The sequence below is a fragment of the Streptomyces sp. A5-4 genome, from assembly GCF_051131715.1.
Taxonomy (GTDB): domain Bacteria; phylum Actinomycetota; class Actinomycetes; order Streptomycetales; family Streptomycetaceae; genus Streptomyces.
In genome coordinates this window covers 3,438,492-3,461,210 of the sequence record NZ_CP178591.1, presented here as the reverse complement: position 1 = coordinate 3,461,210, position 22,719 = coordinate 3,438,492, and the positions used below count along the sequence as shown (strand labels likewise).

Annotated in this window: 20 protein-coding genes, 1 tRNA gene and 1 pseudogene; 11 read left to right on the top strand and 11 right to left on the bottom strand. The window is 71.9% G+C overall.

The annotated features are described in order from the left end of the window. Positions 1 to 178: 178 nt before the first annotated feature. A complete protein-coding gene (locus tag ACLLJJ_RS15840; protein WP_434591459.1) occupies positions 179 to 1,828 on the top strand; it encodes a DoxX family membrane protein in 1,650 nt (549 codons plus the stop codon). Between the two features lie 141 nt (positions 1,829 to 1,969). Here ACLLJJ_RS15840 and ACLLJJ_RS15835 read toward each other — a convergent pair whose 3' ends face one another. From ACLLJJ_RS15835 to ACLLJJ_RS15825, 3 genes are all read right to left on the bottom strand, one after another. Continuing rightward, entirely contained in the window at positions 1,970 to 2,686 is a 717-nt protein-coding gene (locus tag ACLLJJ_RS15835; protein ID WP_434591456.1) for a nucleotidyltransferase family protein, read from the bottom strand. A 71-nt stretch (positions 2,687 to 2,757) separates the two neighbouring features. After that, positions 2,758 to 3,174 carry a hypothetical protein gene (locus tag ACLLJJ_RS15830; protein WP_434591454.1) on the bottom strand — a complete coding sequence of 139 codons (417 nt, stop codon included), beginning with the start codon at positions 3,172 to 3,174 and terminating at the stop codon, positions 2,758 to 2,760. Positions 3,175 to 3,383: 209 nt separating this feature from the next. Then, entirely contained in the window at positions 3,384 to 4,529 is a 1,146-nt protein-coding gene (locus ACLLJJ_RS15825; RefSeq protein WP_434591451.1) for an ABC transporter ATP-binding protein, read from the bottom strand. Positions 4,530 to 4,710: 181 nt separating this feature from the next. Between ACLLJJ_RS15825 and ACLLJJ_RS15820 the strand changes: the two genes are divergently transcribed. Then, positions 4,711 to 4,784, top strand: a tRNA-Thr gene (locus ACLLJJ_RS15820). Between the two features lie 140 nt (positions 4,785 to 4,924). Here the strand turns inward: ACLLJJ_RS15820 and ACLLJJ_RS15815 are convergent. Then, on the bottom strand, positions 4,925 to 7,546 hold the full coding sequence (locus ACLLJJ_RS15815; RefSeq protein WP_434591449.1) for a helix-turn-helix domain-containing protein: 2,622 nt from the start codon (positions 7,544 to 7,546) through the stop codon (positions 4,925 to 4,927). Between the two features lie 478 nt (positions 7,547 to 8,024). On the opposite strand from ACLLJJ_RS15815, the gene ACLLJJ_RS15810 reads away from it, so the two are divergent. From ACLLJJ_RS15810 to ACLLJJ_RS15790, 5 genes are all read left to right on the top strand, one after another. Then, entirely contained in the window at positions 8,025 to 8,249 is a 225-nt protein-coding gene (locus ACLLJJ_RS15810) for a hypothetical protein (protein ID WP_434591447.1), read from the top strand. Between the two features lie 113 nt (positions 8,250 to 8,362). Continuing rightward, complete coding sequence (locus tag ACLLJJ_RS15805; RefSeq protein WP_434591444.1) at positions 8,363 to 9,166, top strand: trypsin-like peptidase domain-containing protein; 804 nt, start codon at positions 8,363 to 8,365, stop codon at positions 9,164 to 9,166. A gap of 273 nt (positions 9,167 to 9,439) precedes the next feature. Further along, positions 9,440 to 10,588, top strand: coding sequence for a serine hydrolase domain-containing protein (locus tag ACLLJJ_RS15800; RefSeq protein ID WP_434591441.1), 1,149 nt, complete (start codon positions 9,440 to 9,442; stop codon positions 10,586 to 10,588). A 117-nt stretch (positions 10,589 to 10,705) separates the two neighbouring features. Next, entirely contained in the window at positions 10,706 to 12,427 is a 1,722-nt protein-coding gene (locus tag ACLLJJ_RS15795; RefSeq protein ID WP_434591438.1) for an FG-GAP repeat domain-containing protein, read from the top strand. A gap of 103 nt (positions 12,428 to 12,530) precedes the next feature. Next, entirely contained in the window at positions 12,531 to 13,508 is a 978-nt protein-coding gene (locus ACLLJJ_RS15790; RefSeq protein ID WP_434591435.1) for a zinc-binding dehydrogenase, read from the top strand. 126 nt (positions 13,509 to 13,634) lie between these two features. On the opposite strand, the gene ACLLJJ_RS15785 is transcribed toward ACLLJJ_RS15790, so the two are convergent. Beyond that, complete coding sequence (locus ACLLJJ_RS15785) at positions 13,635 to 15,026, bottom strand: NAD(P)/FAD-dependent oxidoreductase (protein WP_434591432.1); 1,392 nt, start codon at positions 15,024 to 15,026, stop codon at positions 13,635 to 13,637. A 96-nt stretch (positions 15,027 to 15,122) separates the two neighbouring features. Continuing rightward, positions 15,123 to 15,803 carry a rhomboid-like protein gene (locus tag ACLLJJ_RS15780; RefSeq protein ID WP_434591429.1) on the bottom strand — a complete coding sequence of 227 codons (681 nt, stop codon included), beginning with the start codon at positions 15,801 to 15,803 and terminating at the stop codon, positions 15,123 to 15,125. On the opposite strand from ACLLJJ_RS15780, the gene ACLLJJ_RS15775 reads away from it, so the two are divergent. Next, on the top strand, positions 15,802 to 16,773 hold the full coding sequence (locus ACLLJJ_RS15775) for an aminoglycoside phosphotransferase family protein (RefSeq protein ID WP_434591426.1): 972 nt from the start codon (positions 15,802 to 15,804) through the stop codon (positions 16,771 to 16,773). The two genes, ACLLJJ_RS15780 and ACLLJJ_RS15775, sit on opposite strands and share 2 nt — an antisense overlap. After that, on the top strand, positions 16,770 to 17,240 hold the full coding sequence (locus ACLLJJ_RS15770) for a GNAT family N-acetyltransferase (RefSeq protein ID WP_434591422.1): 471 nt from the start codon (positions 16,770 to 16,772) through the stop codon (positions 17,238 to 17,240). The genes ACLLJJ_RS15775 and ACLLJJ_RS15770 overlap by 4 nt, the downstream gene beginning before the upstream one ends. Here ACLLJJ_RS15770 and ACLLJJ_RS15765 read toward each other — a convergent pair. Then, complete coding sequence (locus ACLLJJ_RS15765; protein ID WP_434591419.1) at positions 17,198 to 17,827, bottom strand: TetR/AcrR family transcriptional regulator; 630 nt, start codon at positions 17,825 to 17,827, stop codon at positions 17,198 to 17,200. The two genes, ACLLJJ_RS15770 and ACLLJJ_RS15765, sit on opposite strands and share 43 nt — an antisense overlap. A 101-nt stretch (positions 17,828 to 17,928) precedes the next feature. Here ACLLJJ_RS15765 and ACLLJJ_RS15760 point away from each other — a divergent pair, with 101 nt between their 5' ends. Continuing rightward, entirely contained in the window at positions 17,929 to 18,825 is an 897-nt protein-coding gene (locus ACLLJJ_RS15760; protein WP_434591416.1) for an alpha/beta fold hydrolase, read from the top strand. A 163-nt stretch (positions 18,826 to 18,988) separates the two neighbouring features. Here the strand turns inward: ACLLJJ_RS15760 and ACLLJJ_RS15755 are convergent. Further along, a pseudogene (locus ACLLJJ_RS15755) lies at positions 18,989 to 19,219 on the bottom strand (FAD-dependent oxidoreductase); the annotation flags it as partial. A 270-nt stretch (positions 19,220 to 19,489) separates the two neighbouring features. Between ACLLJJ_RS15755 and ACLLJJ_RS15750 the strand changes: the two are divergent. After that, positions 19,490 to 20,218: a pentapeptide repeat-containing protein gene (locus ACLLJJ_RS15750; RefSeq protein ID WP_434591414.1), complete on the top strand. Its 729-nt coding sequence runs from the start codon at positions 19,490 to 19,492 to the stop codon at positions 20,216 to 20,218. Positions 20,219 to 20,234: 16 nt separating this feature from the next. On the opposite strand, the gene ACLLJJ_RS15745 is transcribed toward ACLLJJ_RS15750, so the two are convergent. From ACLLJJ_RS15745 to ACLLJJ_RS15735, 3 genes are all read right to left on the bottom strand, one after another. After that, positions 20,235 to 20,738, bottom strand: coding sequence for a hypothetical protein (locus ACLLJJ_RS15745; RefSeq protein ID WP_434591411.1), 504 nt, complete (start codon positions 20,736 to 20,738; stop codon positions 20,235 to 20,237). A 68-nt stretch (positions 20,739 to 20,806) separates the two neighbouring features. Continuing rightward, complete coding sequence (locus tag ACLLJJ_RS15740; protein WP_434591408.1) at positions 20,807 to 21,466, bottom strand: response regulator; 660 nt, start codon at positions 21,464 to 21,466, stop codon at positions 20,807 to 20,809. Further along, the gene (locus ACLLJJ_RS15735; RefSeq protein WP_434600433.1) at positions 21,463 to 22,611 is read right to left on the bottom strand and encodes a sensor histidine kinase; all 1,149 of its coding nucleotides are present in this window, start codon (positions 22,609 to 22,611) and stop codon (positions 21,463 to 21,465) included. Before ACLLJJ_RS15735 ends, ACLLJJ_RS15740 begins: the two co-directional genes overlap by 4 nt. Between the last annotated feature and the right edge of the window lie 108 nt (positions 22,612 to 22,719).

The window sequence follows — 22,719 nt, the reverse complement described above, 5'->3', positions numbered from 1 at the left end:
ACGGGCACCTGGCGTAAGGCCGTGCGGTGCCCGGCCCGGCGGCGGTGCGGCGACCGGGCGACGCGTCGGCCCGGCGCCGGGCCACAGCTGGGCGTTTTGCCCGGTAAGGGAGTCTTGACGGGTCTCGGACAGATCGGCTGCGTCAAGGCAGTGTCCTAAACACACATCACTCGGTTAGATGAGTGTGGACACCAGAACACCCGGGTTCGACGATCAGCCCGCCCTGAGCATGGTCAAGGTGCCTTGCGACCCAGCGCAGGTCATCGTCAACCACGCCAGTTTCCGCGTGCAGCTCGCCCCGAGTCGGCGCCCCGCCCCGCTTTACGCGGGTGCGCGCGGCGCGGGCAGTGGGATGGCGGACACGGCGTTGCTCGCCGCCGGTGGCGCGGCCGGCCTACGCCGCCGAGCGCCGGTCGTGTGGAGCGGCAGATCCGAACCGGGGGATCCCGGCGCGACCGGACTGCTCCAGGCCGTACGCAACACCGCCGAGGCGCGCGCCGATGGTCGCGACGCGGGCGCCACGCAGGTCATCCCCCGGATCGCCGTGGGCGAGGACACCGAGGCGATCCCGTCCGTCGTCGGCCCGCGCGGCTCCGAACCGCCCAGGACGGCGATGCTGCCCAGGACGCGGCAGGCCGTCGGCGCGTACGACGACTCCGACGCGTACGGTGAAGAGCCCTACGAGGACGAGGAGTTCGACGAGGACGGCCGGGCGGGCGGTCAGCGGCACGGCGCCGACGCGGTCCGGCACGCCTACTACCCCGGGCGGCGGATAAACCTTGGAGTGGTGCTGCTGCCGCTCCGGGTGTTCCTCGGCTTCATCACCATCTACGCCGGCATGGGCAAGCTCTGCGACCCCGTGTACTTCGACGGCGGCAAGCGCGGCTCGATGGTCAAGTGGCTCACGTCGCTGGACCCGTGGACCATCGCGGGGCCGCTGCGGGACTTCGCGGTGAGCCACCCGGTGGGCTCCGGCCTGACCGTCGCGTTCCTCCAGGTCGTCGTCGGTGTGCTGACGGTGCTCGGCCTGTGGCAGCGGGTCGCCGCGTGCGTCGGGACACTGCTCTCGGTCGCGCTGGTCGTGACGGTGAGCTGGAAGACCGTTCCCGCGTACGACGCCCCCGACATCATCTACCTCGCCGCCTGGAGCCCGCTGATCATCGCGGGTGCGCCGGTCTACTCGGTCGACGGGCGGCTCGCGGGCGAGGCCTGGCGCAAGCTCGGTCCGCGCTCGGAGCTGTGGGAGCTGCGGCGGCGCGTCCTGCGGCGCGGCACGATCGTCGCCGCTCTGGTCGTCGGTGTGACGCTGCTGGTCGGCTCGATGCTCGGTGGCGCCGTCCGGTCCTCGGACATGGTGACCGTGCCAGGCCCGAACGACGACCCGACCAACTACCTGCCGGGCGCCCCGCTTCCGCGGGAATCCGGCTCCCAAGTCTCTTCACGGGCCCCCGGCGGCAGCAGGCCGGCGCCGACCGCCAGCGGCTCCGCGGTCCCGCCGGTCAAGGGCACGACGCCCGGGGCGGCGCGAGAGACCGCCCCGGGAGCTGCCACCGACCCCCGGCGGCAGCCGAGCCAGACCCAGGGCAGCACGGTGGGCCAGGCGCCTCCGCCGCCGCAGCGACAGCTCGCCCCGCCGCAGCAGGCGCCCACCACCAGCGCGGGCCCGACGTCGAGCGGCGGCACGGGCAGCGGTGGGACGACCGGCGGGACCACCGGCGGTGGCACCACCGGCGGCGGCTCCGGCGGCGGCAGCAGCAGCACCGGCGGCAGCGGCGGTGGTGGTACCGGCAGCGGCGGCCAGAGGGTCATCGGCGGCCTGCTCGGCTGACCTCCTGTACCCCGCAGAACGGGAGAGGGCCCGGCGCGCACCACGCGCGCCGGGCCCTCTCCCGTTGCCTTTTGCCGCTCACGCGCCGGGTGTTCCGCGTCCGTACCGCGTCCGTGCCGGGTGCGTAGATACGTAAATCCCTCAACCGCGGGCCGCTGCCAGCTCCTTGGCCGCCTCGGTGAGGTCCTTCGCGGTGTCGATGGCCCGCCAGTACGCCCCGTGCGGCAGCGGGAAGCCCGCCAGGCGGCGCTCTCGGGCCAGCCGGGGGAACGTGGTGCGTTCGTGGTCCCCGAGGTCGGGGAGGAGCGCTGTGAAGGCCGCTGAGAAGACGTAAACGCCCGCGTTGATGAGGTAGGGCGAGGGCGGCGACTCGATGAAGTCGGTGATGTGGCCGAAGGCGTCCGTCTCCACGGCGCCCCACGGGATACGGGGGCGGGCGAGGGCCAGGGTGGCGGTGGCGTCGCGCTCGGCGTGGAAGGCGGCCATCTCGCGCAGGGAGAAGCGCGTCCAGATGTCGCCGTTGGTCGCGTACCAGGACTGCTCGGGGTGCGGGAGGCGCGCGGCGGCGTACTTGAGGCCACCGCCGCGGCCCAGCGGTTCGTTCTCCACCACGGTGGTGACACGCAGCGGGAGCTCGGTGCCGTCCAGCCATTCCTGGAGTACGTCGGCGAGGTGGCCGCAGGAGACGACCGCGTCGGTCACGCCCTCGGCGGCCAGCCAGGCGAGCTGATGGCCGATGATCGGGGTCCCTGTTCCGGGGATCTCGACCATCGGCTTGGGGCGGTCGTCGGTGTACGGGCGCAGCCGCGAGCCCTGGCCGCCTGCCAGGATCACGGCCTGCGTCGGATACGTAGTCATACGGGGCACGATATGCGGAGGGTGCCCCGGTGCACGGATCGGCTGCTCGCTCGGTCGGTGGCCGTGCCCGGTCAGCCGGCCTGGTGTGCCACGCCCGAGGCGAACGAGGTGTCGCAGACGGGGCGGGAGAACTTCTGCGCGCGGGTGGGACCGTAGTGGCCGACGGCGGCACGGCCGAGGGCGCGGGCGATCGACACGCAGTGCTCGGTGAGCGAGGGTCGGCGCTCGACCTCGCGCTGCAGGTGCGTGAGGGCGACCGCGGGGTCCTTCTCCTGGAGTTCCAGGAGAAGCTTGTCGCGCAGTACGTCCTGCGGGGCGCGGGACTTGGCGCGTACGTTGACCTCCTCGGAGGAGGCGGTCAGGATCTGCGTCTCGGATCCACTCGTGGACCACGGGACGCGGGTGACCGCCAGGGTCCCGGAGAGGACCAGGACGACGGGCAGGACGAGAGCGAGAGTTCGGCCGATTCGGCGGGCTGTGTGGGTCACGCGAGTGAGCGTAGCGGCCCGTAATGATTTGGCGACATTTAGTCACTCTCGTGGGCGATGGTTCGATGTCTCTTTTCGAATCCGGTGTTGACGCACACTGCTCGAATTGACCGGTCTGTCGGGGTATTTGGCTTCACACGCGAAGGGCCCCGCACGAGGTGCGGGGCCCTTCGGAGCCGTTGTCGCCACCGGAGCGGCGTGAGCTGTGGTCAGTCGCTGAGGCGCTCGCCCGTCGAGGTCGAGAAGACGTGGGTCTCGCCCGGACGCGGGACGACGTGCAGCACGGCGCCCTTGCCGGGGACGGCTCGGCCGTCGACGCGGACCACCAGGTCCTTGTGCTCGCCGTTGACCTCGGCGCTGCCGTAGACGTAACCGTCGGCGCCGAGCTCCTCGACGACGTTGACGGTGACGGCCAGACCGGCCAGACCGGCCGGGGCGTCCGAGGACTCCTTGGAGAGCGTCTTGGCCGCGGCGCCGCCCTGCTCGACGATGTCGAAGTGCTCGGGGCGGACGCCGACCGTGACGGTGGTGTCGCCCTTGTCGGCCGCGGCGGACAGCGCGTCACGGGAGACCGGCACCACGCTGTTGCCGAACTTCACACCGCCGTCGGTGATCGGGACCTCGACCAGGTTCATCGCGGGGGAGCCGATGAAGCCGGCGACGAAGAGGTTGTTGGGGCGGTCGTACATGTTGCGCGGTGAGTCGACCTGCTGGAGCAGACCGTCCTTGAGGACCGCGACCCGGTCGCCCATGGTCATGGCCTCGACCTGGTCGTGCGTGACGTACACCGTGGTGATGCCGAGGCGGCGCTGGAGCGACGCGATCTGCGTACGGGTCGAGACACGGAGCTTGGCGTCGAGGTTCGACAGCGGCTCGTCCATGAGGAAGACCTGCGGCTCACGCACGATGGCGCGGCCCATCGCGACGCGCTGACGCTGACCGCCGGAGAGCGCCTTCGGCTTGCGGTCGAGGTAGTCCGTGAGGTCGAGGATCTTCGCGGCCTCCTCGACCTTCTTGCGGATCTCGGCCTTGTTGATGCCGGCGATCTTGAGCGCGAACCCCATGTTGTCGGCGACCGACATGTGCGGGTACAGCGCGTAGTTCTGGAACACCATGGCGATGTCCCGGTCCTTCGGCGGCAGATGCGTGACATCGCGGTCACCGATGCGGATGGCGCCGCCGTTGACGTCCTCAAGACCCGCGAGCATGCGCAGGGAGGTGGACTTGCCGCAGCCGGAGGGGCCGACGAGGACGAGGAACTCGCCGTCCTCCACGTGCAGCTCCAGCGCGTCGACCGCGGGCTTGGTGGAGCCCGGGTAGACCCGGGTTGCCTTGTCGAAAGAGACAGTGGCCATGGTGATTGATCCCTTCTACCGGCAGGAACGTGCCGGACGATCCGAGTGGAAGGAGAATGGGTCTAGTCCACCGAAGTGGGCTGTCCGTGACGCTACCTGGCCTTTTGGCTCCTGTCAGCAGTCCGGAGTCGGTGAAATATTCGAAGAACGCCGGATCGTGTTGGTTACACTGCTCCGGTACGCCTCCTTAGCTCAGCTGGCCAGAGCAACGCACTTGTAATGCGTAGGTCGTCGGTTCGAATCCGACAGGGGGCTCCGGTAGACCCCAGGCCAGGTATCCCCTGGCCTGGGGTTTTTTCATCTGCGGACGCCTTGCTCGCCTCTGCGGGCCGGGGTCCGGCCTCGCGGACACGGGGCGCGTTCGGCGATCGGGTCGACCCGCTCAGTCCCTCGCGTCAGTCTTCGCTACGTGGCCCACGAGGCCCCGCCCCGGTCCGTCCGGTCGCCTCGCCCTCCGGTTTGTGCGCCGCGTCGGCCGGTGCGGCGTCCCCGCTCCCGGGCGCCGGACTGTGCGCGGTGAAGGTGGCCTGTGCGTAGTCGGTGTGCCGGCGGCGGAACAGGTCGGCGAGGTGGTGCTGGAGCCTGCTGTGGCGGAACTGGTAGACCGCACCGGCCTGGCGCAGCACTCCGCGCCGGTAGGCGTCGTCCAGGAAGACGGCGGTGTTCCAGGGGAGTCTGCCGGTCAGTGGCAGCCACACACGGGTGAAGATCACCCACTGCCCCCAGGCCGTGAAGCCGAGGGCGTACGAGAGCGCACCGCCGAGACCGCCGACCGCTCCGATGAAGAACCCGTCCGACAGGTCCCAGTTGAGCGGGCCGAGGAAGTTCTCCAGCAGGTCGACGATCAGGCGTCCGCCGAGTGCGATCGCGACGGTGATCGCCGGTACGAGCACGAGGAGCTGTCGGATCACCGCCTGGCGGTTCGCCGAAAGCAGCCCGGCGGGTGTGGCCGCGGTGGCGATGTCCAGGGGCGCTTCGAGTGCGGCGACGAGCCCGAAGAGCAGGCCGATCACCGAGCCGAAGATCAGTCCGAAGCCCAGCATGTTGACGAACGCGCCCTCGATCACCGCGGCGTCGACGAGCGGGGCGCCGTGGTACAGGGCGCGCTCCAGCGCGAGGGTGCACGCGTATCCGACACCCGTCACGAAGCCGCCCAGCAGCCCGGTCCAGGACCTGGAGGCGAAGGTGCGCAACGGACTGCGGCCGATGCGGGGGGAGCCCGGGTTACGGATCCCGGGGAGCCGCAACCGTACGTGGGACGGCTCGAAGGCGGTGCCGCCGGGCCTGGCCATGATCCAGTACACGGATCCGAACGTGATCCCCATGACCGGCCCGAACAGGACCCCGTCCAGGAGGATCGCGCCGAGGCCCACCGCGACCGTGCTGGAGCCGAAGGGGAGGGCCAGGAGGCCGACGAACCAGGCGGACCCCGTGAGGGCCAGCGCGCAGGCCAGCATGACGGTGAGGGTGCGCCTGGAGCGCGGCAGCGATTCACCGAGGCGCCACCAGGCGAGGTCCTGCTGATCACGGTCCTCGAGCCGGCCCATGTGGTGGGCGAGGTGGCCGAGCCAGCGCAGGACGTCTTCGGGGTCGTGGGTTCGCCCCCGGCCCGGAGAGCCGCCGGATGCCCGTGCGGCGGCGCGGCGTCGGTAGACCGTCGGGACGAAGCCCGCCAGCAGGTGCTCCTCCAGGGCGTGCTCGGTGGGGAAGCGGGTGGTGTCGAGGAGCTCCGCCGGGTCCGTGCCGGCCGTCTCGCTGTACATCGTCCGCGCCAGGACGACCATCAGCGGCGTGCTCAGGACCCTGCTGAGGTTGCCGCTGGCCCGGGTGTCCTGGCGGTGCAGCTCCGCCATGACGAGGTCCCACACCCGGCCGTCCCGCTCCTGGACGGTGACGGGCCGGGAGGTGCGGGGGAGATAGTCGCCGACCTCGCGGGGTGTGAGGTCGACGAGCTCGACGGCCTCGGCCCAGACCAGCGGGGTGCCTCCCGTATGGACCGCCTCGGCGAACTCCGCACGGCGGCTGGTCAGGACGAGCGGCAGCGAGGTGGCGTTGAGGGCTTCGAGGGCGGCGGGGCGCAGTCCCTCCGCGATCTCGTCGAACCCGTCCAGCACCGGTAGCACCAGGTCGGCGTCGACCAGCGCGTCCGCGAGCGTCGCCCCGCCGGGGACCCGCCGGATCAGGTGGGCGTGGTCGCGCAGCAACAGGTCGGTCAGCCAGTCGCGCAAAGCGGTGGCCGTCGGGTCCCAGGACCCAAGGCTGAAGATCACCGGCACCCGGCCGGAGACGGTCGGGGAGCCGGCCGCCGGGGCCTCCAAGAGGTCGAGGACGAGTCGGATCGCCAGGATCGACTTGCCCGACCCGGCGCGGCCAAGGACCACCAGCCGACGGGACTCGATACCCAGGTAGGTCCGGGCGATGTCCCGCAGGTCACCGCTCAGGTCCGCCCGGCTCCCGGCCTCGGCGCCCGGCTGGAGGCGCTGGATGTTCTCCGGATGGTCCGTCAGCCCGGCGGGGGCCCGGTGCCAGCTCACCGGCAGCGGAAACGGGTCGTGGACCCTGCGTTGCCCCTCCTCGATCTTCCAGCGACGCCGGACCTCCCGCGCCAGCTCCTCGGCCGCGTCGGTGAGCACGCCGGACATGCGCGCGGCGGAACCGCGTGCGGAGGGCAAGGGGAAACGCGCTGCACCATCCATCGGTTCGGAAGTCGGCCCGGGAAGTGCCGGATCAGGAAGGCCCGGTTCGGGTACCGGCGCGGTAAATGCTCCTGCCGAAGCGGGAATTGACTCTGGTGATGCCTTCGCGAGGGTGGCCGCCAGGCGCAGACGGTCCTCCGGTCCGGCTCCCAGCGCGTCCGCCAGCAGATTCACCGTGCCCATTCGATGGTCGGTGGACCTGTTGTTCTCCAGTCTCCGGATGGTGCTCACACTCACCCCGGACTTGGCGGCCACCTGCTCCTGGGTCAGTCGCGCCTGCCGGCGGAGGTCACGCAGGATGGCGCCGAGCTCTTCCGCCACTTCGAACCCTTTTCCACCGGTGGGCACGGCCGGCGGCGAGCCTATCGTGACGGCTCAACAGAGGTAGTGCGAGCGTGACGAGTTGGCTGGTATCCGAGCCCGCCGATCCGTCCCGCGAGTGGCCATCCGTGGGTTACCGCAGGTCAACCGGCCCGGTCGGCGGCTCTGCGCGCACCGGCCACAGGTGACCGGTGGCATGGCCTGTTCGTCGGTGGGCGCGAACAGCAGCATCAGTGGTGTCCGGCGGCAACCCGCCCCGGGACGGCGTACGGCGGGCGTCGCAGCCGGCACCCGGCACCCGGCGCAGCGGGCCCGACCCGGGCCGCCCACCGGACAGTCCCCGACCGGGCCTGCCGTAATGCCCGGCCCGACCAACCACCCCACCCGCCCAGCAGTGCCGTGAACGCCGGAGCAGCTCGACGGGACGCGCCGACCCTGCTTTACCGAACGGCCCGAAACAGGCGTACGAGGAGTCGACATGGCATATCGCCACTGGTGCGGTGAGTGCGGTTACAAGACGGCGTGGCTCAGCGAACCGCGCGGCGAGGAGCTGCAATTCCAGCACTACATCAAGCAACACCCCGGAATTCCTCCGGGCGGCAGTGTCGAGGTCAACCGGGGAAAGCCGAATGGCGTCCTCGGGTGTCTTTCCCTCCTGGGAATCCTGCTCCTGCTGCTGATCCTCACCACGCCGTGGCGCTGATCCTCACCACGCCCGGCCGGCACTTCACCCCGGCCGACACGCCTCAACCGGGCTCGTCAGCACCTCGCGGCCGTAGCCGCGGCCGTCACCCGTACCCCACAGGAAGGGATCCCATGATCCGCGCAATACGTACGCTAGGCCTCGCCGTCACCCTGGCGGCCCTGTCCCTCGCCACCGCCCCCTCCGCCGGAGCGACCGCACCGGCGAACACCACAACCACCACCGCCTCTTCCGGCGCCACCGAGCGCACTCCCATCGGCGGGGGCACCGGCATCATCTTCCGGATGGCGCCGAGCCCGGAGGACTACCAGAGCTTCTACGTCTGCACCCTCACCGCCGTCGGCCGCGACGAAGGCGGCAATCTGGTGGGCCTGACCAACGCCCACTGCTTCTACGACGCCGACGGCAACAAGCTCGTCGGCGCGAAGGTCTACCGGGACACCTCCCCCGCGGGAACGGCCTTCGCGCCGGCCCCGCTCGCCGACTCCCGTCCCGACCTGGCGACGGGGCCCATCGGCGAGGTGACCTACGTCGGCACGCCCAACAACCTGCTCAGCAACGGCCCCAAGGGCCTCGACTACGCCGTGATCAAGCTCGACGAGACCCGGGTGCAGGCCACCGCCACCGTTGGCGGCGTCACCATCAAGTCGATCGGCGCCCCGCCCGCCACCGGAACCCGTATGTGCAAGCAGGGCCACCGCACGGGCCTCACCTGCGGCATGCGGCTCGGCACCAACGGGATCTGGTTCACCCACCTGATCTGGCTCGACGGCGGCGACTCCGGCTCACCCGTCGTCTCCGGCACGACGCTGGTGGGCAACGCCTGGGGCGCACAGCACAGTTCGTCGATCCAGGACATCATCCGCGAGCTGAACGCGCTGGGAGGCGTCGGCGCGGGCTTCCGCCTGACGACCTGAGGGCCTGACGAGCTGCCGCGCGACCGTCCGACCGCGCGACGACAACGGCCGGTCGACCTGCCTCGGCAGCAGGCCTGCCCGGGGCCCGGGGGTGTCCACCGCCCCCGGGCCCGGGCGCGGTGTCCACCGCCCCCGGGCCCGGGCGGGCCGTGTGCGCCGATGCGCGAGGCCCCCTCCACAGCACCGGCGTACGGGACGCGGCGAGAGCGATCGCGCCGCCCCGGCGCTGCCTTGGCCCTCAACGCCTCAGCACCCCATGAGAGAAGCAGGCGAATGAACCCAGACATCAGCAGGTGGCGACGCACTCCCGTCGCCGGCCCCTCCACCGGTCCTGTGCCCGGTCCCGCGCCGGGCGGGGCCACCACCGCGGTCGCGGTCCCCGGCCGGGCGCGGTTTCGGCCGGCTCATGACCGCGCCGCGATCCGGACGGCGCTCAACGCCTATCAGGCGGAGACCGGCCCGGGGGCGGGGCTGTACGCGGGAGACAGCAGCGGTGCCTGGACCGTCACGGCGGGCACCGGCACGGTGGACGCCTGCCGGCCCGTCCGGTCGACGGACCACGTCCGTATCGGCGGCCAGACCAAGACCTTCACCGCGGCCGTGGTGCTGCAACTCGTGGACGAGCGCCGGGTTGTGCTCGATTCCCCGGTCGGGCGATATCTGCCCGGCGTGATCGACGGGAACGGGCACAAGGGCGACGTCATCACCGTCCGCCAGCTCCTGCAGCACACCAGCGGGGCAGCGGTCCAGGAGCACCCACCGTTCCCGGAGGCCGGCCGGGACGGCGGCTACACCTTGGCCGCGCTGGTGCGCGCCGGGCTGAGCCGACCTCCGGTGTCCGCGCCGGGCGGCGCCTTCCAGTACTCCCACACCAATTACGCGATCCTCGGCATGCTCATCGAGCGCGTCACCGGGGTCTCGGCCGCCGCGGCGATCACCGGCCGGATCATCGAACCGCTGGGCCTGACCCGGACGGCGTTCCCCGCCGCGGGAGACCGTTCCGTACCGGCCCCGGCCGTCCAGGGGTACATCGGCGCGCGGCTCGGCACGTCCTTCTTCTGGACGGATGTGCTCACCTCCGTCGAACCCTCGCTCCTCGGCACCGCCGGAGCGATGATCTCGACCCAGCGGGACGTAACCGCCTTCTACCGGGCGCTGCTGGCCGGCGGGGTGGTGTCGCACGCGGCCCTGGCCGAAATGCAGCGGGCGATACCGGTGGGGCCGCTCACCTCCTACGGTCTCGGGCTGACCGGGTTCACCCTGTCCTGCGGCGCCACGGCGTGGGGGCACGGCGGCTGCCTGGCCGGTCACCTCACCACCACCATGGTCACCGCGGACGGCCGCCACGCCTCCACCGTGACGAACGCCGCGATCGACTCCCCGAAGCTGATGCACGTCATCGACGCCGCCCTCTGCGGCTGAGACACACCCTCCCGGGGTGTTTGTCGTACCGCTGTTGTACGTTCAGCGCGCGCCGTGGGGGGATACCCGGCGCTGTCGCGGCAGCACAGTGCCGCCTTTCATCATGGGGAACATCGCATGCGCACATTCTTCAGCCGGGGCGGCAGACGCCTGGGTGTCATCGGGGGAACGGCGGCCCTGCTGGCCACCGGAGCCGTCGGCGCGGCCGGACCGGCGTTCGCCGACGACCCGTACGGTTTCGACGACGTACGCAACTTCGTCCTGGAGCCCGGCGAGGGATCGTCCGAGCTCAACCCGCTGACCTCGTACGGGATACCCGACGGCACCCTCGTCTACGCGCTGAGCAAGAAGCCGCTCACCGACCCGGCCTGGACCGCCGCGGGCCTGCCCGCGGGGATGAAGGTGCAGATCGACGACGGCTGCCGGGCCGCGACCGGCAGCAACGCCACGTACGTGTACGTCTGCCCGGTGAACCAGGACTCGGGCTTCCCCGGGCCTCGGGTCTCGGCCGCCGCGTCGGCCGCGTCCGGCAGCACCCTGCACTACGGGCTCACCTACGCGCCCAGGGGCACCGACATCAACAAGGCCGTCAAGGCCGCGCAGACCGTCGGCTCCGTGCCGGACGACACCCGGCACGCCGCGCGCACGGTGAAGCTCAGGACGGCCGCCGAGGTCGCCAAGAACACCATGAAGCTCAGCACCCCGGGCCTCCCGGCCGGCGGGAGCGTGACGCAGTCCGTCACCGTGCATGCCGTCGACGCCGGGCGGCTCTCGCTGACCTTCGAGCCCTCGGCGGGACAACGCCGCTGGGACGAGGACGAGGCGGCGATCGAGATCACCGGCGTCACCGGCGGCGCCAACGCGTCCTGCGACCACACCGTGGGCGACAGCCTCGCGTGGGGCGAGGTGCGGTGCGATGTCACCCCCGGCGACATCACGGTCACGTACACCCTGAAGGGCGCCGCGGACCTGGCCGCCTGGCGCGTCGACACCAACGCGGTCTACGAGGTCTTCACCTGGGGCACGCACAACCCCGAGGCGCGCAGCGCCTTCCAGGTGCAGAGCACGCTTCCGGTGCGGGAGCGCTTCTCGCTGTTCGCGCGCACCAAGAGCGGCGAGGTGTACGAGTACCAGGGCACCGGCAAGGCGTCCGCCCCGTTCGGCCACCGCGAGTCCATCGGGTCGGGCTGGCAGACGTACAACCGCCTCACCAAGCTGTCCCCGGTGACCAGTCACCGCACCGGCGGCGGAGTCGTCGGGCAGGACAAGGCGGGCGTGCTCTGGCACTACCGCACCACCGACAACTGGACGGTTTTCGCGCCGCGCACCAAGGTCGGCAGCGGTTGGGGCCGCTTCAACTCCCTGGTCGGTACCGGCGATGCGACCGGTGACGGCAAACCGGACATGATCGCCCGTGACGCGGACGGCGTGCTGTACCTCTACAAGGGATCCGGAGACAACGCGGCGCCGTTCGCGCCCCGCACCACGGTCGGCAGCGGCTGGGGCAAGTTCAACGCGCTCACCGCGGTTGGCGACGCGACCGGCGACGGCAAGGCGGACCTCATCGCCCGCGACGCCGCGGGCACGCTGTACCTCTACAAGGGGACGGGCAACGCCGCCGCCCCCTTCGCCTCGCGGACGACGGTCGGCACGGGCTGGGGCAAGTTCAACACCCTGGCCGGTCTCGGCGACCTGAACTCCGACGGCAGGGCCGACCTGATCGCCAGGGACGGCGACGGGGTGCTGCACCTGTACAAGGGCACGGGGGACGCCGCGGCGCCCTTCGCTTCGCGGACGAAGATCGGCACGGGCTGGGGACAGTTCGACGCGATCTTCTGACCGGGCGCGAACGCCGGATGCGCTCTTGATCTCAAGTGGACTTGAGGGGTGAGAGTGGGGGCTCCAACCCCGCCTCACGGCGACCGAGTCAGGAGCGCATCCCATGCACGCGATACGGCTGTACGCCACAGGTCCCGCCGAGAATCTGACCTACGAAGAGGTCCCGGACCCGGTGCCCGCCGAGGGCCAGGTGCGGATCGACGTGCGGGCGAGCGGCGTACACCTGATGGAGACGATGCTGCGGCGGGGCATCACCGTGGGCCCGCACGCCCCGCCCGAGCTGCCTGCCACACCCGGCGCGGAAGTCGCCGGGGTGGTGGCGGCCCTGGGGCCGGGCGTGGAGGCGGGGTGGCTCGGGCGCCGGGTCGTGGCGCAGCTCGACGGGAACGACGGCGGGTACGCCGAGCAGGCCGTCACGGGCGTCGACTCGCTCCACCCGCTGCCGGACGGGCTCGACGACGACCTCGCGGTGGCGGCCGTCACCACCGGGGCCACCGCGCAGGGGATCCTGCGGGTCGCCGGGATCACCGCCGGTGACACCGTCCTGGTGATGGCGGCGGCCGGTGGGCTCGGCAGCATCTTCGTGCAGGCCGCGCGCGGCGCCGGTGCCTTCGTGGTGGCGGTGGCCGGGGGGCCCGCGAAAGTGGCGCTGGTGCTGGGGCTCGGGGCCGATGTGGCGGTGGACAACCGGGACGCCGACTGGCCCGCGCAGGTCCGCGGGGCGCTGGGGGAGCGTGCGGTGAGTGTGGTCCTCGACGGCGTTGGGGGCGGCCCCGGGCGCCGGGCGCTGGAACTGCTCGGTCCCGGTGGGCGCTTCCTGCTGTACGGGTGGGCCACCGGGGAGCCGACGGAGATCAGCACCAAGGACCTCGTCGAGCGGCAGCTGACCGCGACCTGGGCGATCGGGCCGAACATGGTGCCGGCCGGCGGCCCGCGCGAGCTGGCGGAGCGGGCGCTGGCGGCGGCGGCCGACGGCACGCTCGTCCCGCTGGTCACGCGTTTCCCGCTGGAGCGGGCCGCCGACGCGCACACCGCGCTGGAGGCGCGCGCGACCGAGGGCAAAGTGGTCCTGACGGTGTAGGGCCGGTCCGGCCCCGGTCACCGGACAGGCTCAAGCGGCGGGCCCCGCCCGCCCGTCGAAACGGCCGGGCAGGGCCCCGGCGGCGGGCCCCGGCGGTCCGTCGCCGCGGCTGGGGCCCGCCGCTGCTCAGTGGCGGCCCGAGATCCGGTCCGCGATGCGGGCGACGCGGTCCGTACGGGTGTCGTGCCCCGCGCTCTCGCGGCGGTCGGCGCCGCGGTAGGCGGCGTACATGCCCTGGACGCCCAGCCAGCGCAGCGGTTCCGGCTCCCACTTGCGCACCTTGTGGTCGACCCAGGGCAGCGTGGTGAGGTCGGTCGGTCCGCTCTGGCCCGAGTCCTGCTGGATCAGGTCGCGGAGCGTACGGGCCGCGAGGTTGGTCGTCGCGACGCCACTGCCGACGTAACCGCCCGCCCAGCCGAGGCCGGTGGAGCGGTCGAGGGTGACTGTGGAGCACCAGTCGCGGGGCACGCCGAGCACGCCCGACCAGGCGTGGTCGATGTGGACGCCGGCCGTGGTGGGGAAGAAGCGGACCAGGATCTCGCGCAGCGCCTCGATGGTCGCGGGCTGGGTGCGGCCGTCGTTGTCCGTCTTCGAGCCGAAGCGGTAGGGGACGCCCCGCCCGCCCAGGGCGATGCGGTCGTCGGCGGTGCGCTGCGCGTACATGTACGCGTGAGCCATGTCGCCGAGGTTCTCCCGGCCCTCCCAGCCGATGGTGTCCCAGACGGACTGGGGGAGCGGCTCGGTGACGATCATGGAGGAGTTCAGCGGGAGCCAGGAGCGCTTCTGGCCCTTGATGTTCGCGGTGAAGCCCTCGGTGCAGCGCAGGATGTAGGGGGCGCGGACCGTGCCGTAAGGGGTGATGGCGTGCTTGGGCTTGATCTCGGTGACCGGCGTCGACTCGTGGATGGTGACGCCGAGTGCCTCGACGGCGGCCGAGAGTCCCTTGAGTAGCTTCACCGGGTGCAGTCGCGCGCCGTGCGGGGTCCAGGCCGAGCCGACGGCGCCGGTGACCCGGATCCGCTCGGCCGTGTCACGGGCGCCGAGCAGCAGGCGGTCCTTCTCGCCGAAGGCGGCCTCGACGGCGTGGAAGGTCTTGAGCCGGGCCAACTGGGCTGGTGTGTAGGCGACTTCGAGTACGCCGCCCTGGTGGATGTTGGCGTCGATGCCCTCTTCTGCGGCGACCCGTACGACCTCGTCGACGGTGTCGTTCATGGCCTGCTGGAGGCGCACGGCCGCGTCGTGGCCGTGCAGCTTCGCGTACCGGTCGCGGCCCGCGATGCCGTTGTACAGCCAGCCGCCGTTGCGCCCGGAGGCGCCGTAGCCGCAGAACTTGGCCTCCAGAACGGTGATGTTGAGGAAGGGGACGGCCTTCTTGAGGTAGTACGCCGTCCACAGCCCTGTGTATCCGCCGCCGACGATGCAGACGTCGGCCGTCGCGTCTGCGGGCAGCGGCTCGCGTGGGGCGGGTATGCCCTCGTTCGCGTACCAGTAGGAGATGCCGCCGTTGACGGTGCTCATGATGTCCCTGCGTTCGGTTTCTGCTCAGCTGCTGATCAGCGGTGGTGCGGGGACGCTAGCGGGCGGAGGCGGGGTGCGGCAATGCCGGGGTGGTGGTCAGGTGCGGTGGGTGGGGGCGCGCAGCCGGGTGGCCGGGTTCCAGGTGGCCTCCCGGTCGCCGCCGCGGGTGAGCGGGTAGCAGGCGAGCCCGATCAGCGCGGCTGTGAAGTGCCCGAGGTCGGTGAAGGTCCTGCCGGTGATCAGCGGTGTGCCGTACACGGCCAGCACGACCACCAGGTAGGCGTACCGCCAGGGCGGCGCGATCCGGTAGGTGAGGACGGCGACGACGCCCGCGAGCGCGTAACTCACCCCCACGTCAAGGGTGTTCGCGGACGACTGCGGTGCGAGGTCGTGGCGGATCGCCCACAGCAGCACGCTCTGGCTGACGAGCGTCGCCCCGACGTGCGCGCCGCCGGCGACGGCCAGCCAGCGCAGGGTCCCGAGCCGGCGTTCCGCCTGGGCGTGGAAGACCGTGTACAGCGCGGCGTACGGAAGCCACCCGCCGCCGTCGATCCACAGGGCGCTGGAGAGGAGGACGCGGCGCGGATTGTCCGACAGCTCGTGCAGATTCGTCGACCGCTGCCGCAGGAACTCCTCCTCGAAGGCCGGCGACATCCAGTGCATGGCGAAGACCGTGACGAAAAGGATCGCGAGCCAGCTGTAGGTGCCTGGGGCGCTCCGGACGTAGGCCCGGACATGGGCCCGGGCGCGGGCCGGGGCCGTCACGGAAATACGCATGTGCCGATTGACGCACGTCCGTAGGATCTCCCGCGTGATCGACATTACCGATGTTCCCGACGAGTTGGCGCAGTCCCAGGCCGACGCGAACGGTGCTGCCGGGCGCGACTGGATCGCGGGGCTCCCCGAGCAGACGAACGCGTATCTGGAGCGGTGGCGGCTGCGGCGCACCGGCTCCCCGATGCACGGCATGACGGCGCTCGTCCTCCCGGTGGAGCGGGCCGACGGGACGTCCGCCGCCCTGAAGCTCCAGCTCCTCGACGAGGAGAGCGCGGGCGAGCCCGTCGCGCTGAAGCTGTGGGGCGGCGCCGGCGCCGTACGGGTCCTGGAGCACGACGAGGCGAGTGGCGCGCTGCTCCTTGAGGGGCTGGACGCGAGCCGGCAGCTGTCGGCGCTGCCCGACCCCATGGACTCCGTGCGGATAATCGCGGAGCTGCTGGCCGGGCTGACCGCCGTGACCGCCCCCGAGGGGATGCGCGGCCTCGGTGACATCGCGGGCGCGATGCTCGACGACGTACCGCGCGCGCTGCGGGGGCTGGCGGACCCGGCGGACCGGCGGCTGCTTGAGTGGTGCGCGGGCGCGGTGCGGGAAGTGGCGGGGGAGCCCGGCGACCGGCTGCTCCACTGGGACCTGCACGAGAACAATGTGCTGGCCCCGCTGCCCGGCTCCGGGCGCGAGCCGTGGATCGCCATCGACCCCAAGCCCCTCGCGGGCGACCCGGGCTTCGACCTGTGGCCCGCGCTCGACAACCGTTTCGACGCCGCGCAGGTGTTGCCGCGCTTCGACCTGATGACGGAGGTGCTGGGGCTCGACCGGGACCGGGCGCGGGCCTGGACGCTCGGGCGGCTGCTGCAGAACGGGCTGTGGGACGTGGAGGACGGCGAGAGCAGGCTTCAGGAGGAGCAGGTGGTGATCGGGGAGACCTTGCTCGGGGGCCACTCCCGGAGTTCCCTTAGGGTGCGGTCATGATTCGTACCGCCACGGCCGCCGATGTCCCCGTCATTCACGAGATGGTCCGCGAGCTCGCAGACTACGAGAAGGCGCTGCACGAGGTGCGCGCCACCGAGGCCCAGCTGACCGAGGCACTCTTCGGCGAGCGCCCGGCGGCGTACGCGCACATCGCGGAGACGGAATCGGGTGAGGTCGCGGGCTTCGCGCTGTGGTTCCTCAACTTCTCGACGTGGCGCGGGGTGCACGGCATCTACCTGGAGGACCTGTACGTACGCCCGGCTGTGCGGGGCGGCGGCCACGGGAAGGCGCTGCTGACCGAGCTGGCGCGGATCTGTGTCGAGCGGGGGTACGAGCGGCTGGAGTGGTCCGTCCTGGACTGGAACCAGCCGTCCATCGACTTCTACCGCGCGCTGGGCGCGCAGCCGCAGGACGAGTGGACCGTCTACCGGCTCACGGACGGGGCGCTGGCCGAGCTGGGCGGCTGAGGGCCTGCCGTTCGCGGTGTGCCGATGGCCGCGTGCAGCAGGACCGTGGCCGCCGCGCGGGCCTGCCGGGACGGCTCCGCGGAGCCGGTGATGCCCGCGGTGGCCATCGCGCCGTTGGCCAGGATGGCCAGCTGGGCGGCGAGTGGGGCGGCCTGTCCCGGCGCGGCGCCGGCCGCCGTGACCAGGTCGGTGAAGTGGTCCAGGAGCGACTGCTTGTTGGCGCGGGCGACCTTGGCGACGTTTTCGGAGACCCCGCCCATCTCGCCGTACGCGTTGATGAACACGCAGCCCCTGAAGGTGGGCTCGGCGAACCACGCGTCGAGGTAGTCGAAGACCGCGAGCACCCGCTCGCGCGGGGTCCCGGCGGCGGCGGTGAGCTGCTCGATCCCGCTGCGTACGGCGTCGTCGCGGCGGCGCAGAACCGCCTCCAGCAGGTCGTCCTTGGACGGGAACAGCTGGTAGAGGCGCTTGAGGGAGACCCCGGACGCGGCGCGGATCGCGTCCATGCCGACGGCCTGCACGCCCCGCTCGTTGAAGAGCTTCGCGGCGGCTTCCAGCAGCCGGGCCTCGGCCGTCTCGGCGTCCATTCGCTCAGTACCCCTTGCGTTGAGAACCATCGTTCTCGTACTCTACATCGCAGCGGGAGAACGGTCGTTCTCCCTGGTTTCCGCGCTGCCTGGAGGTCGCCATGAGTGTGTTCGACACCCGATACCGGACCGCCGTCGTCGATGGACTCGAAGTCTTCTACCGCGAGGCGGGCGACCCGACGCGCCCCACCCTCGTGCTCCTGCACGGCTTCCCGAGCAGCTCGCACATGTACCGCGCGCTGATCGCCGAGCTCGCCGACGAGTTCCACCTGATCGCGCCCGACCACATCGGCTTCGGCCGCTCGGCGGCCCCGGACGTCGACGAATTCCCGTACAGCTTCGAGAAGTTGACCGAGATCACGCTCGGTCTCCTCGACGCGATCGGGGTCGACCGGTTCGCGGTGTACATCCATGACTACGGCGCACCGATCGGGCTGCGGATCGCCAGTCGCCACCCGGCGCGGGTGACCGCGGTGATCAGCCAGAACGGCAACGCGTACACGGACGGCTTCACGCCGTTCTGGGACGTGCTGTTCGCGCACGCCAAGGACCGCGAGGCGAACGAACAGGAGGTGCGCGGGCAGTTGACCGTTGAGGCGACGCGGTGGCAGTACGAGCACGGCGTGCCCGCCGACCGGCTGGACCGGATCGGGCCCGAGAGCTGGCTGCTCGACCAGGCGGGGCTCGACCGGCCGGGGAACGCGGAGGTCCAGCTCCAGCTCTTCTGGGACTACCAGTTCAACCTCGACGCCTACCCGGTCTTCCAGGACTACTTCCGCACCCACCGGCCGCCGGCCCTCGTCGTGTGGGGCAGGAACGACGAGATCTTCGGCGTGGCCGGCGCGACCGCGTTCGCGCGCGACCTGCCCGACGCGGAGATCCATCTGCTCGACGCCGGACACTTCGCCCTGGAGACGCACGGAGAGGAAATCACCGCTCTCGTACGGGAGTTCATGCGTCGGGTGAGTGAGCGCGGGGACGCGGGCGCGGAACGCTGAGGGGTGCGGTCGCGGATGCGCCACGGACGCGATCGCGATCGGCCGGCTCCTCGGCGGTGAAGGGGTCGCAGACCTGGGAATCCGTGTGTCCTCGTGGTCCGGTGGTGGCTTGCTCCGATCGCTCCGATCCCTCAGAAGAGGTCGAGGGCAAGGGGCGTGACCGAGCCTGTCGCGCCGGGCGCCGGGCCTCCTTCAGTGCGAGCGTCGCCGCCGCCAGGGCGGAGTTGAACGACACCTCGGCGAGCAGACCGGGCGCCGCGACCTGGTCGCCCGCCAGGTGGACGCCGTCGCCCCGGTCGATCGCGGGCCGGTCGCGCCAGGTGCTGCCCGGCCGGTCCAGCGCGCCCGTACGGCCGGTGGCGAGGGCCTCGCGCCGCCAGGTGGTGCGCTCGCGGTGACGGCCGCGGTGAGCCCGGCGCTGCCGCCCCCGATGACGGTGATGTGGTGCATGCGCGTGTCCCCCTGGAACCTCGGTGGTCAGAACGTCGGTGGTCCGAACCCTGGTGGTCCGAACGTCGCTGGTCCGAACGTCGGTGATCGCTCTCACCGGTGTGACGGGCGCGGGGTGCGCGGATGTGACATGGCCGAGAAGGCTGAGGCGGCGGATCCGGTTCGCGGGCCGGGCTCGGTGCGGCTTGTCAGTGCCATGGTCCACAGTGGGTGGATGGCGATGGCACGGAAGACGAGCACCAACGGCGCGGGGACGAAGAGCGGCACGGCCAAAAAGGCCCTGGTGGTGCGGCCCGTGCGGCGCGCCGATGTGCGGTTGCCGTCGCTCGCGCCGTTCGAGGGCGGCGCGTTGGAATCGGAGGGAGACTACGACGGAATCGAGTTCCGGGATCTCGACCTGGTGGGCCAGGAGGGCCGGGGCGCCCGCTTCATGGACTGCGGCCTGTACGGCGTCGCGCTGGACGAGACCAGGCTGAGCAGGGCCCGCATCATGGACTCGGTCCTCGACGGGGTGCGGGGTGTGGGCACCGACCTGGCCGAGGCGTCGCTGCGGGACGTGGAGCTGATCGACGCCAGGCTGGGCGGGGTCCAGCTGCACGCGTCGGTGCTGGAGCGGGTGCTGGTGCGCGGCGGGAAGATCGACTACTTGAACCTGCGTACGGCGCGGCTGAAGGACGTCGTGTTCGAGAGCTGCGTGCTGGTCGAGCCGGACTTCGGCGGCGCGCGCCTGGAGCGGGTCGAGTTCCGTGACTGTGTGATCCGGCGCGCGGACTTCTCCGCCGCCACGCTGCTGGACGTCGACCTGCGTACGGTCGCGGAGCTGGACATCGCCCGGGGCCTCGACCGGCTGACGGGCTCGGTGATCAGCCCGTCCCAACTGCTCGATCTGGCACCGGCGTTCGCGGCGCAGATGGGGGTGAAGGTGGCGAGTCCCGGCGCGTGACCCGAGCCCCTGGACGTCAGGAGGGGATGCGGGGGAAGCGGGCCTGGAGGGACCAGATCGCCGGGTTGTCGGCGAGGCCGTCGTGCAGGTCGGTCAGATCGGCGATCAGGTCGTGCAGGAAGTCGCGGGCCTCGCGGCGCAGCAGCCGGTGGCCGAAGGTGATCGGGGGCTCGTCGGTCGTCATCCAGTCGGCCGCGATGTCGACCCACCCGAAGCGCCGCTCGAAGAACATGTGGTCCGAGGACTCGGTGAAGTCCAGCTCGGCGAACTGCGGCTTGTTGGAGCGGCTGCCGCGCGGGTCCTGGTCGAGCTGCTCGACGATGTCGCACAGGGCCCACGCGAAGTCGAGTACGGGCACCCATCCCCAGGCTGTGGATACTTCGCGGTCCGCCCTGGTGTCCGCGAGGTACACGTCACCGCAGAACAGGTCGTGCCGCAGGTCACGGACGTCCGCGCGCCGGTAGTCGGTCTGCGGGGGGTCCGGGAAGCGGCGGGAGAGGGAGTAGCCGATGTCGAGCACGGATCGATGGTGTCACGGTGCCGGGGCGGGTCCCGCCATACGCCCCTGACCTGGGCAAACGCCTCCGGTCATGACAGCAGTCGCTGCTCCTTCGCCACCGACACCGCGCCCGCCCGCGTATCGACGCCCAGCTTGTCGTAGATCCGGCCCAGGTGGGTCTTGACCGTGGCCTCGCTGATGAACAGCGCGCGGGCGATCTCCCGGTTGCCCAGGCCGTGCGCGAGCTGCCCCAGGATGTCCAGCTCCCGCTCCGTCAGGGTCGGCGGCCGGGAGCCGCGCATCCGGGCCATCACCCGGCTGGCGACCGGCGCCGAGAGCGTGGTGCGGCCCTGCGCGGCGGAGCGGATCGCCGCGAAGAGCTCCTCGGGCCGCTCCGCCTTCAGCAGATAGCCGGTCGCGCCCGCGCCGATGGCCCGGGTGATGTCGGCGTCCGTGTCGTACGTGGTCAGGACGAGCACGTGCGGGCCGCCGACGGGCATCGCCGCGATGCGGCGGGTGGCTTCCACGCCGTCGATACCCTCGCCCAGTTGCAGGTCCATCAGGACGACGTGGGGCTTGAGCTTGGCGGCCATGGCGACCGCCTCCTCACCGTTGCCCGCCTCGCCGACGACCTCGATGTCCGGTTCACTGCCGAGGAGGGCGAGCAGCCCGGCGCGTACGACCACGTGGTCGTCGCAGACCAGGATGCGTACGGGGTGCGTGGGGTTCGTGGGGTGCTCGGACGTCACGGCGTGTGCTCCAGGGGGATCGCGGCGGACAGGACGGTGCCCTCGCCGGGGGCGGATTCGATGGTCAGGGTGCCGCCCAGCTGCTGCACACGGGCGCGCATCGCGGGCAGGCCGTGCCCCCGGACGCCGCCGTCGGGGGCGCCGCGGTCCGGTGCGAAGCCGCGGCCGTCGTCGGCGATGTCGAGGACGACCTGGTCGCCGAGGTAGGTGAGGGTCAGCGCGGCGGCCTGCGCGCCCGCGTGTTCCCGTACGTTCGCCAGCGCGCCCTGCGCGATCCGCAGCAGCGCCGACTGCACCCGGTCCGGCAGGGCGACCGACGCCCCGTCGACCCGGAAGGCAGCCGACTCGCGGCCGGCGAGTCTGCGCAGCGCCTCCTCCAGTCCGCCGCCCTCCGCCAGGTCGGCGGGGGCCAGGTCGTGGACGAAGCGGCGGGCCTCGGCGAGGTTGCGCTCGGCGATGCTCTCGGCCGTACGGACATGGCGGCGGGCGGTGTCCGGGTCGGTGCTCCAGGTGCGGTCCGCCGCCTGGAGCAGCATCTGCTGGCTGGACAGGCCCTGCGCGAGGGTGTCGTGGATCTCCATGGAGAGCCGCTGCCGCTCGGCGAGGGTGCCCTCGCGCCGCTCGGTGGCGGCCAGTTCGCGCCGGGTGCGGATCAGGTCGTCGATGAGGGTGCGCTGGCGGGCGTCCTGGCGCTGCATGTAGAGGAAGACGGCGGTCGCGACGGCGGCCACCGCGGGTGGAGCGAGCAGCAGGTTCGGGTCGAAGCCGCCGCCCGCCAGCTGGAGCTGCGCGGTGACCACGAAGACGGTGAGCAGCGTGACGAGTGCCAGGGCCGCGCGGGGCGGGAGCGTACGCAGCCCGGTGTAGAACAGGGGCACCGCGCACCAGGCGAAGCTCGGCGCGAGCACCACCAGCACCATCCACACCGCCACCACCGCGGAGAGCCATACGAGCCGCCGCGGTGCGGGACGGGCGGCGCCGGGCGCGGCGGGCCCCAGGGCCGGGCCGAGCACGGGCCCGAGGACGTACAGCAGGGCCAGCGCGATGCTCAGCGCGATGATCCACGGGGTGCGGGCCTCGCCGGGGTGGCGCAACAGGAACCGGGCGAGCGAGGCGCCGAGCAGCAGGAAGAACGCCATGTGCATCACGGGGGCGAGCCAGCGCGCGTCGGGGTCCCGGTGCTCCTGCCGTGTCTGCCGCACCCTCGCCCCGCTCCTCGCTCGTGTCCGTGTGCCTGTCCCTGAGGCCCTGTG

Bases quoted from the DNA above. Each gene is read 5' to 3' on its own strand.
- ACLLJJ_RS15840 (WP_434591459.1), top strand. From the start codon at position 179: ATGAGTGTGGACACCAGAACACCCGGGTTCGACGATCAGCCCGCCCTG.
- ACLLJJ_RS15835 (WP_434591456.1), bottom strand. From the start codon at position 2,686: ATGACTACGTATCCGACGCAGGCCGTGATCCTGGCAGGCGGCCAGGGC.
- ACLLJJ_RS15825 (WP_434591451.1), bottom strand. From the start codon at position 4,529: ATGGCCACTGTCTCTTTCGACAAGGCAACCCGGGTCTACCCGGGCTCC.
- ACLLJJ_RS15810 (WP_434591447.1), top strand. From the start codon at position 8,025: ATGGCATATCGCCACTGGTGCGGTGAGTGCGGTTACAAGACGGCGTGG.
- ACLLJJ_RS15805 (WP_434591444.1), top strand. From the start codon at position 8,363: ATGATCCGCGCAATACGTACGCTAGGCCTCGCCGTCACCCTGGCGGCC.
- ACLLJJ_RS15800 (WP_434591441.1), top strand. From the start codon at position 9,440: ATGAACCCAGACATCAGCAGGTGGCGACGCACTCCCGTCGCCGGCCCC.
- ACLLJJ_RS15795 (WP_434591438.1), top strand. From the start codon at position 10,706: ATGCGCACATTCTTCAGCCGGGGCGGCAGACGCCTGGGTGTCATCGGG.
- ACLLJJ_RS15790 (WP_434591435.1), top strand. From the start codon at position 12,531: ATGCACGCGATACGGCTGTACGCCACAGGTCCCGCCGAGAATCTGACC.
- ACLLJJ_RS15785 (WP_434591432.1), bottom strand. From the start codon at position 15,026: ATGAGCACCGTCAACGGCGGCATCTCCTACTGGTACGCGAACGAGGGC.
- ACLLJJ_RS15775 (WP_434591426.1), top strand. From the start codon at position 15,802: ATGTGCCGATTGACGCACGTCCGTAGGATCTCCCGCGTGATCGACATT.
- ACLLJJ_RS15780 (WP_434591429.1), bottom strand. From the start codon at position 15,803: ATGCGTATTTCCGTGACGGCCCCGGCCCGCGCCCGGGCCCATGTCCGG.
- ACLLJJ_RS15770 (WP_434591422.1), top strand. From the start codon at position 16,770: ATGATTCGTACCGCCACGGCCGCCGATGTCCCCGTCATTCACGAGATG.
- ACLLJJ_RS15765 (WP_434591419.1), bottom strand. From the start codon at position 17,827: ATGGACGCCGAGACGGCCGAGGCCCGGCTGCTGGAAGCCGCCGCGAAG.
- ACLLJJ_RS15760 (WP_434591416.1), top strand. From the start codon at position 17,929: ATGAGTGTGTTCGACACCCGATACCGGACCGCCGTCGTCGATGGACTC.
- ACLLJJ_RS15750 (WP_434591414.1), top strand. From the start codon at position 19,490: ATGGCGATGGCACGGAAGACGAGCACCAACGGCGCGGGGACGAAGAGC.
- ACLLJJ_RS15735 (WP_434600433.1), bottom strand. From the start codon at position 22,611: ATGCACATGGCGTTCTTCCTGCTGCTCGGCGCCTCGCTCGCCCGGTTC.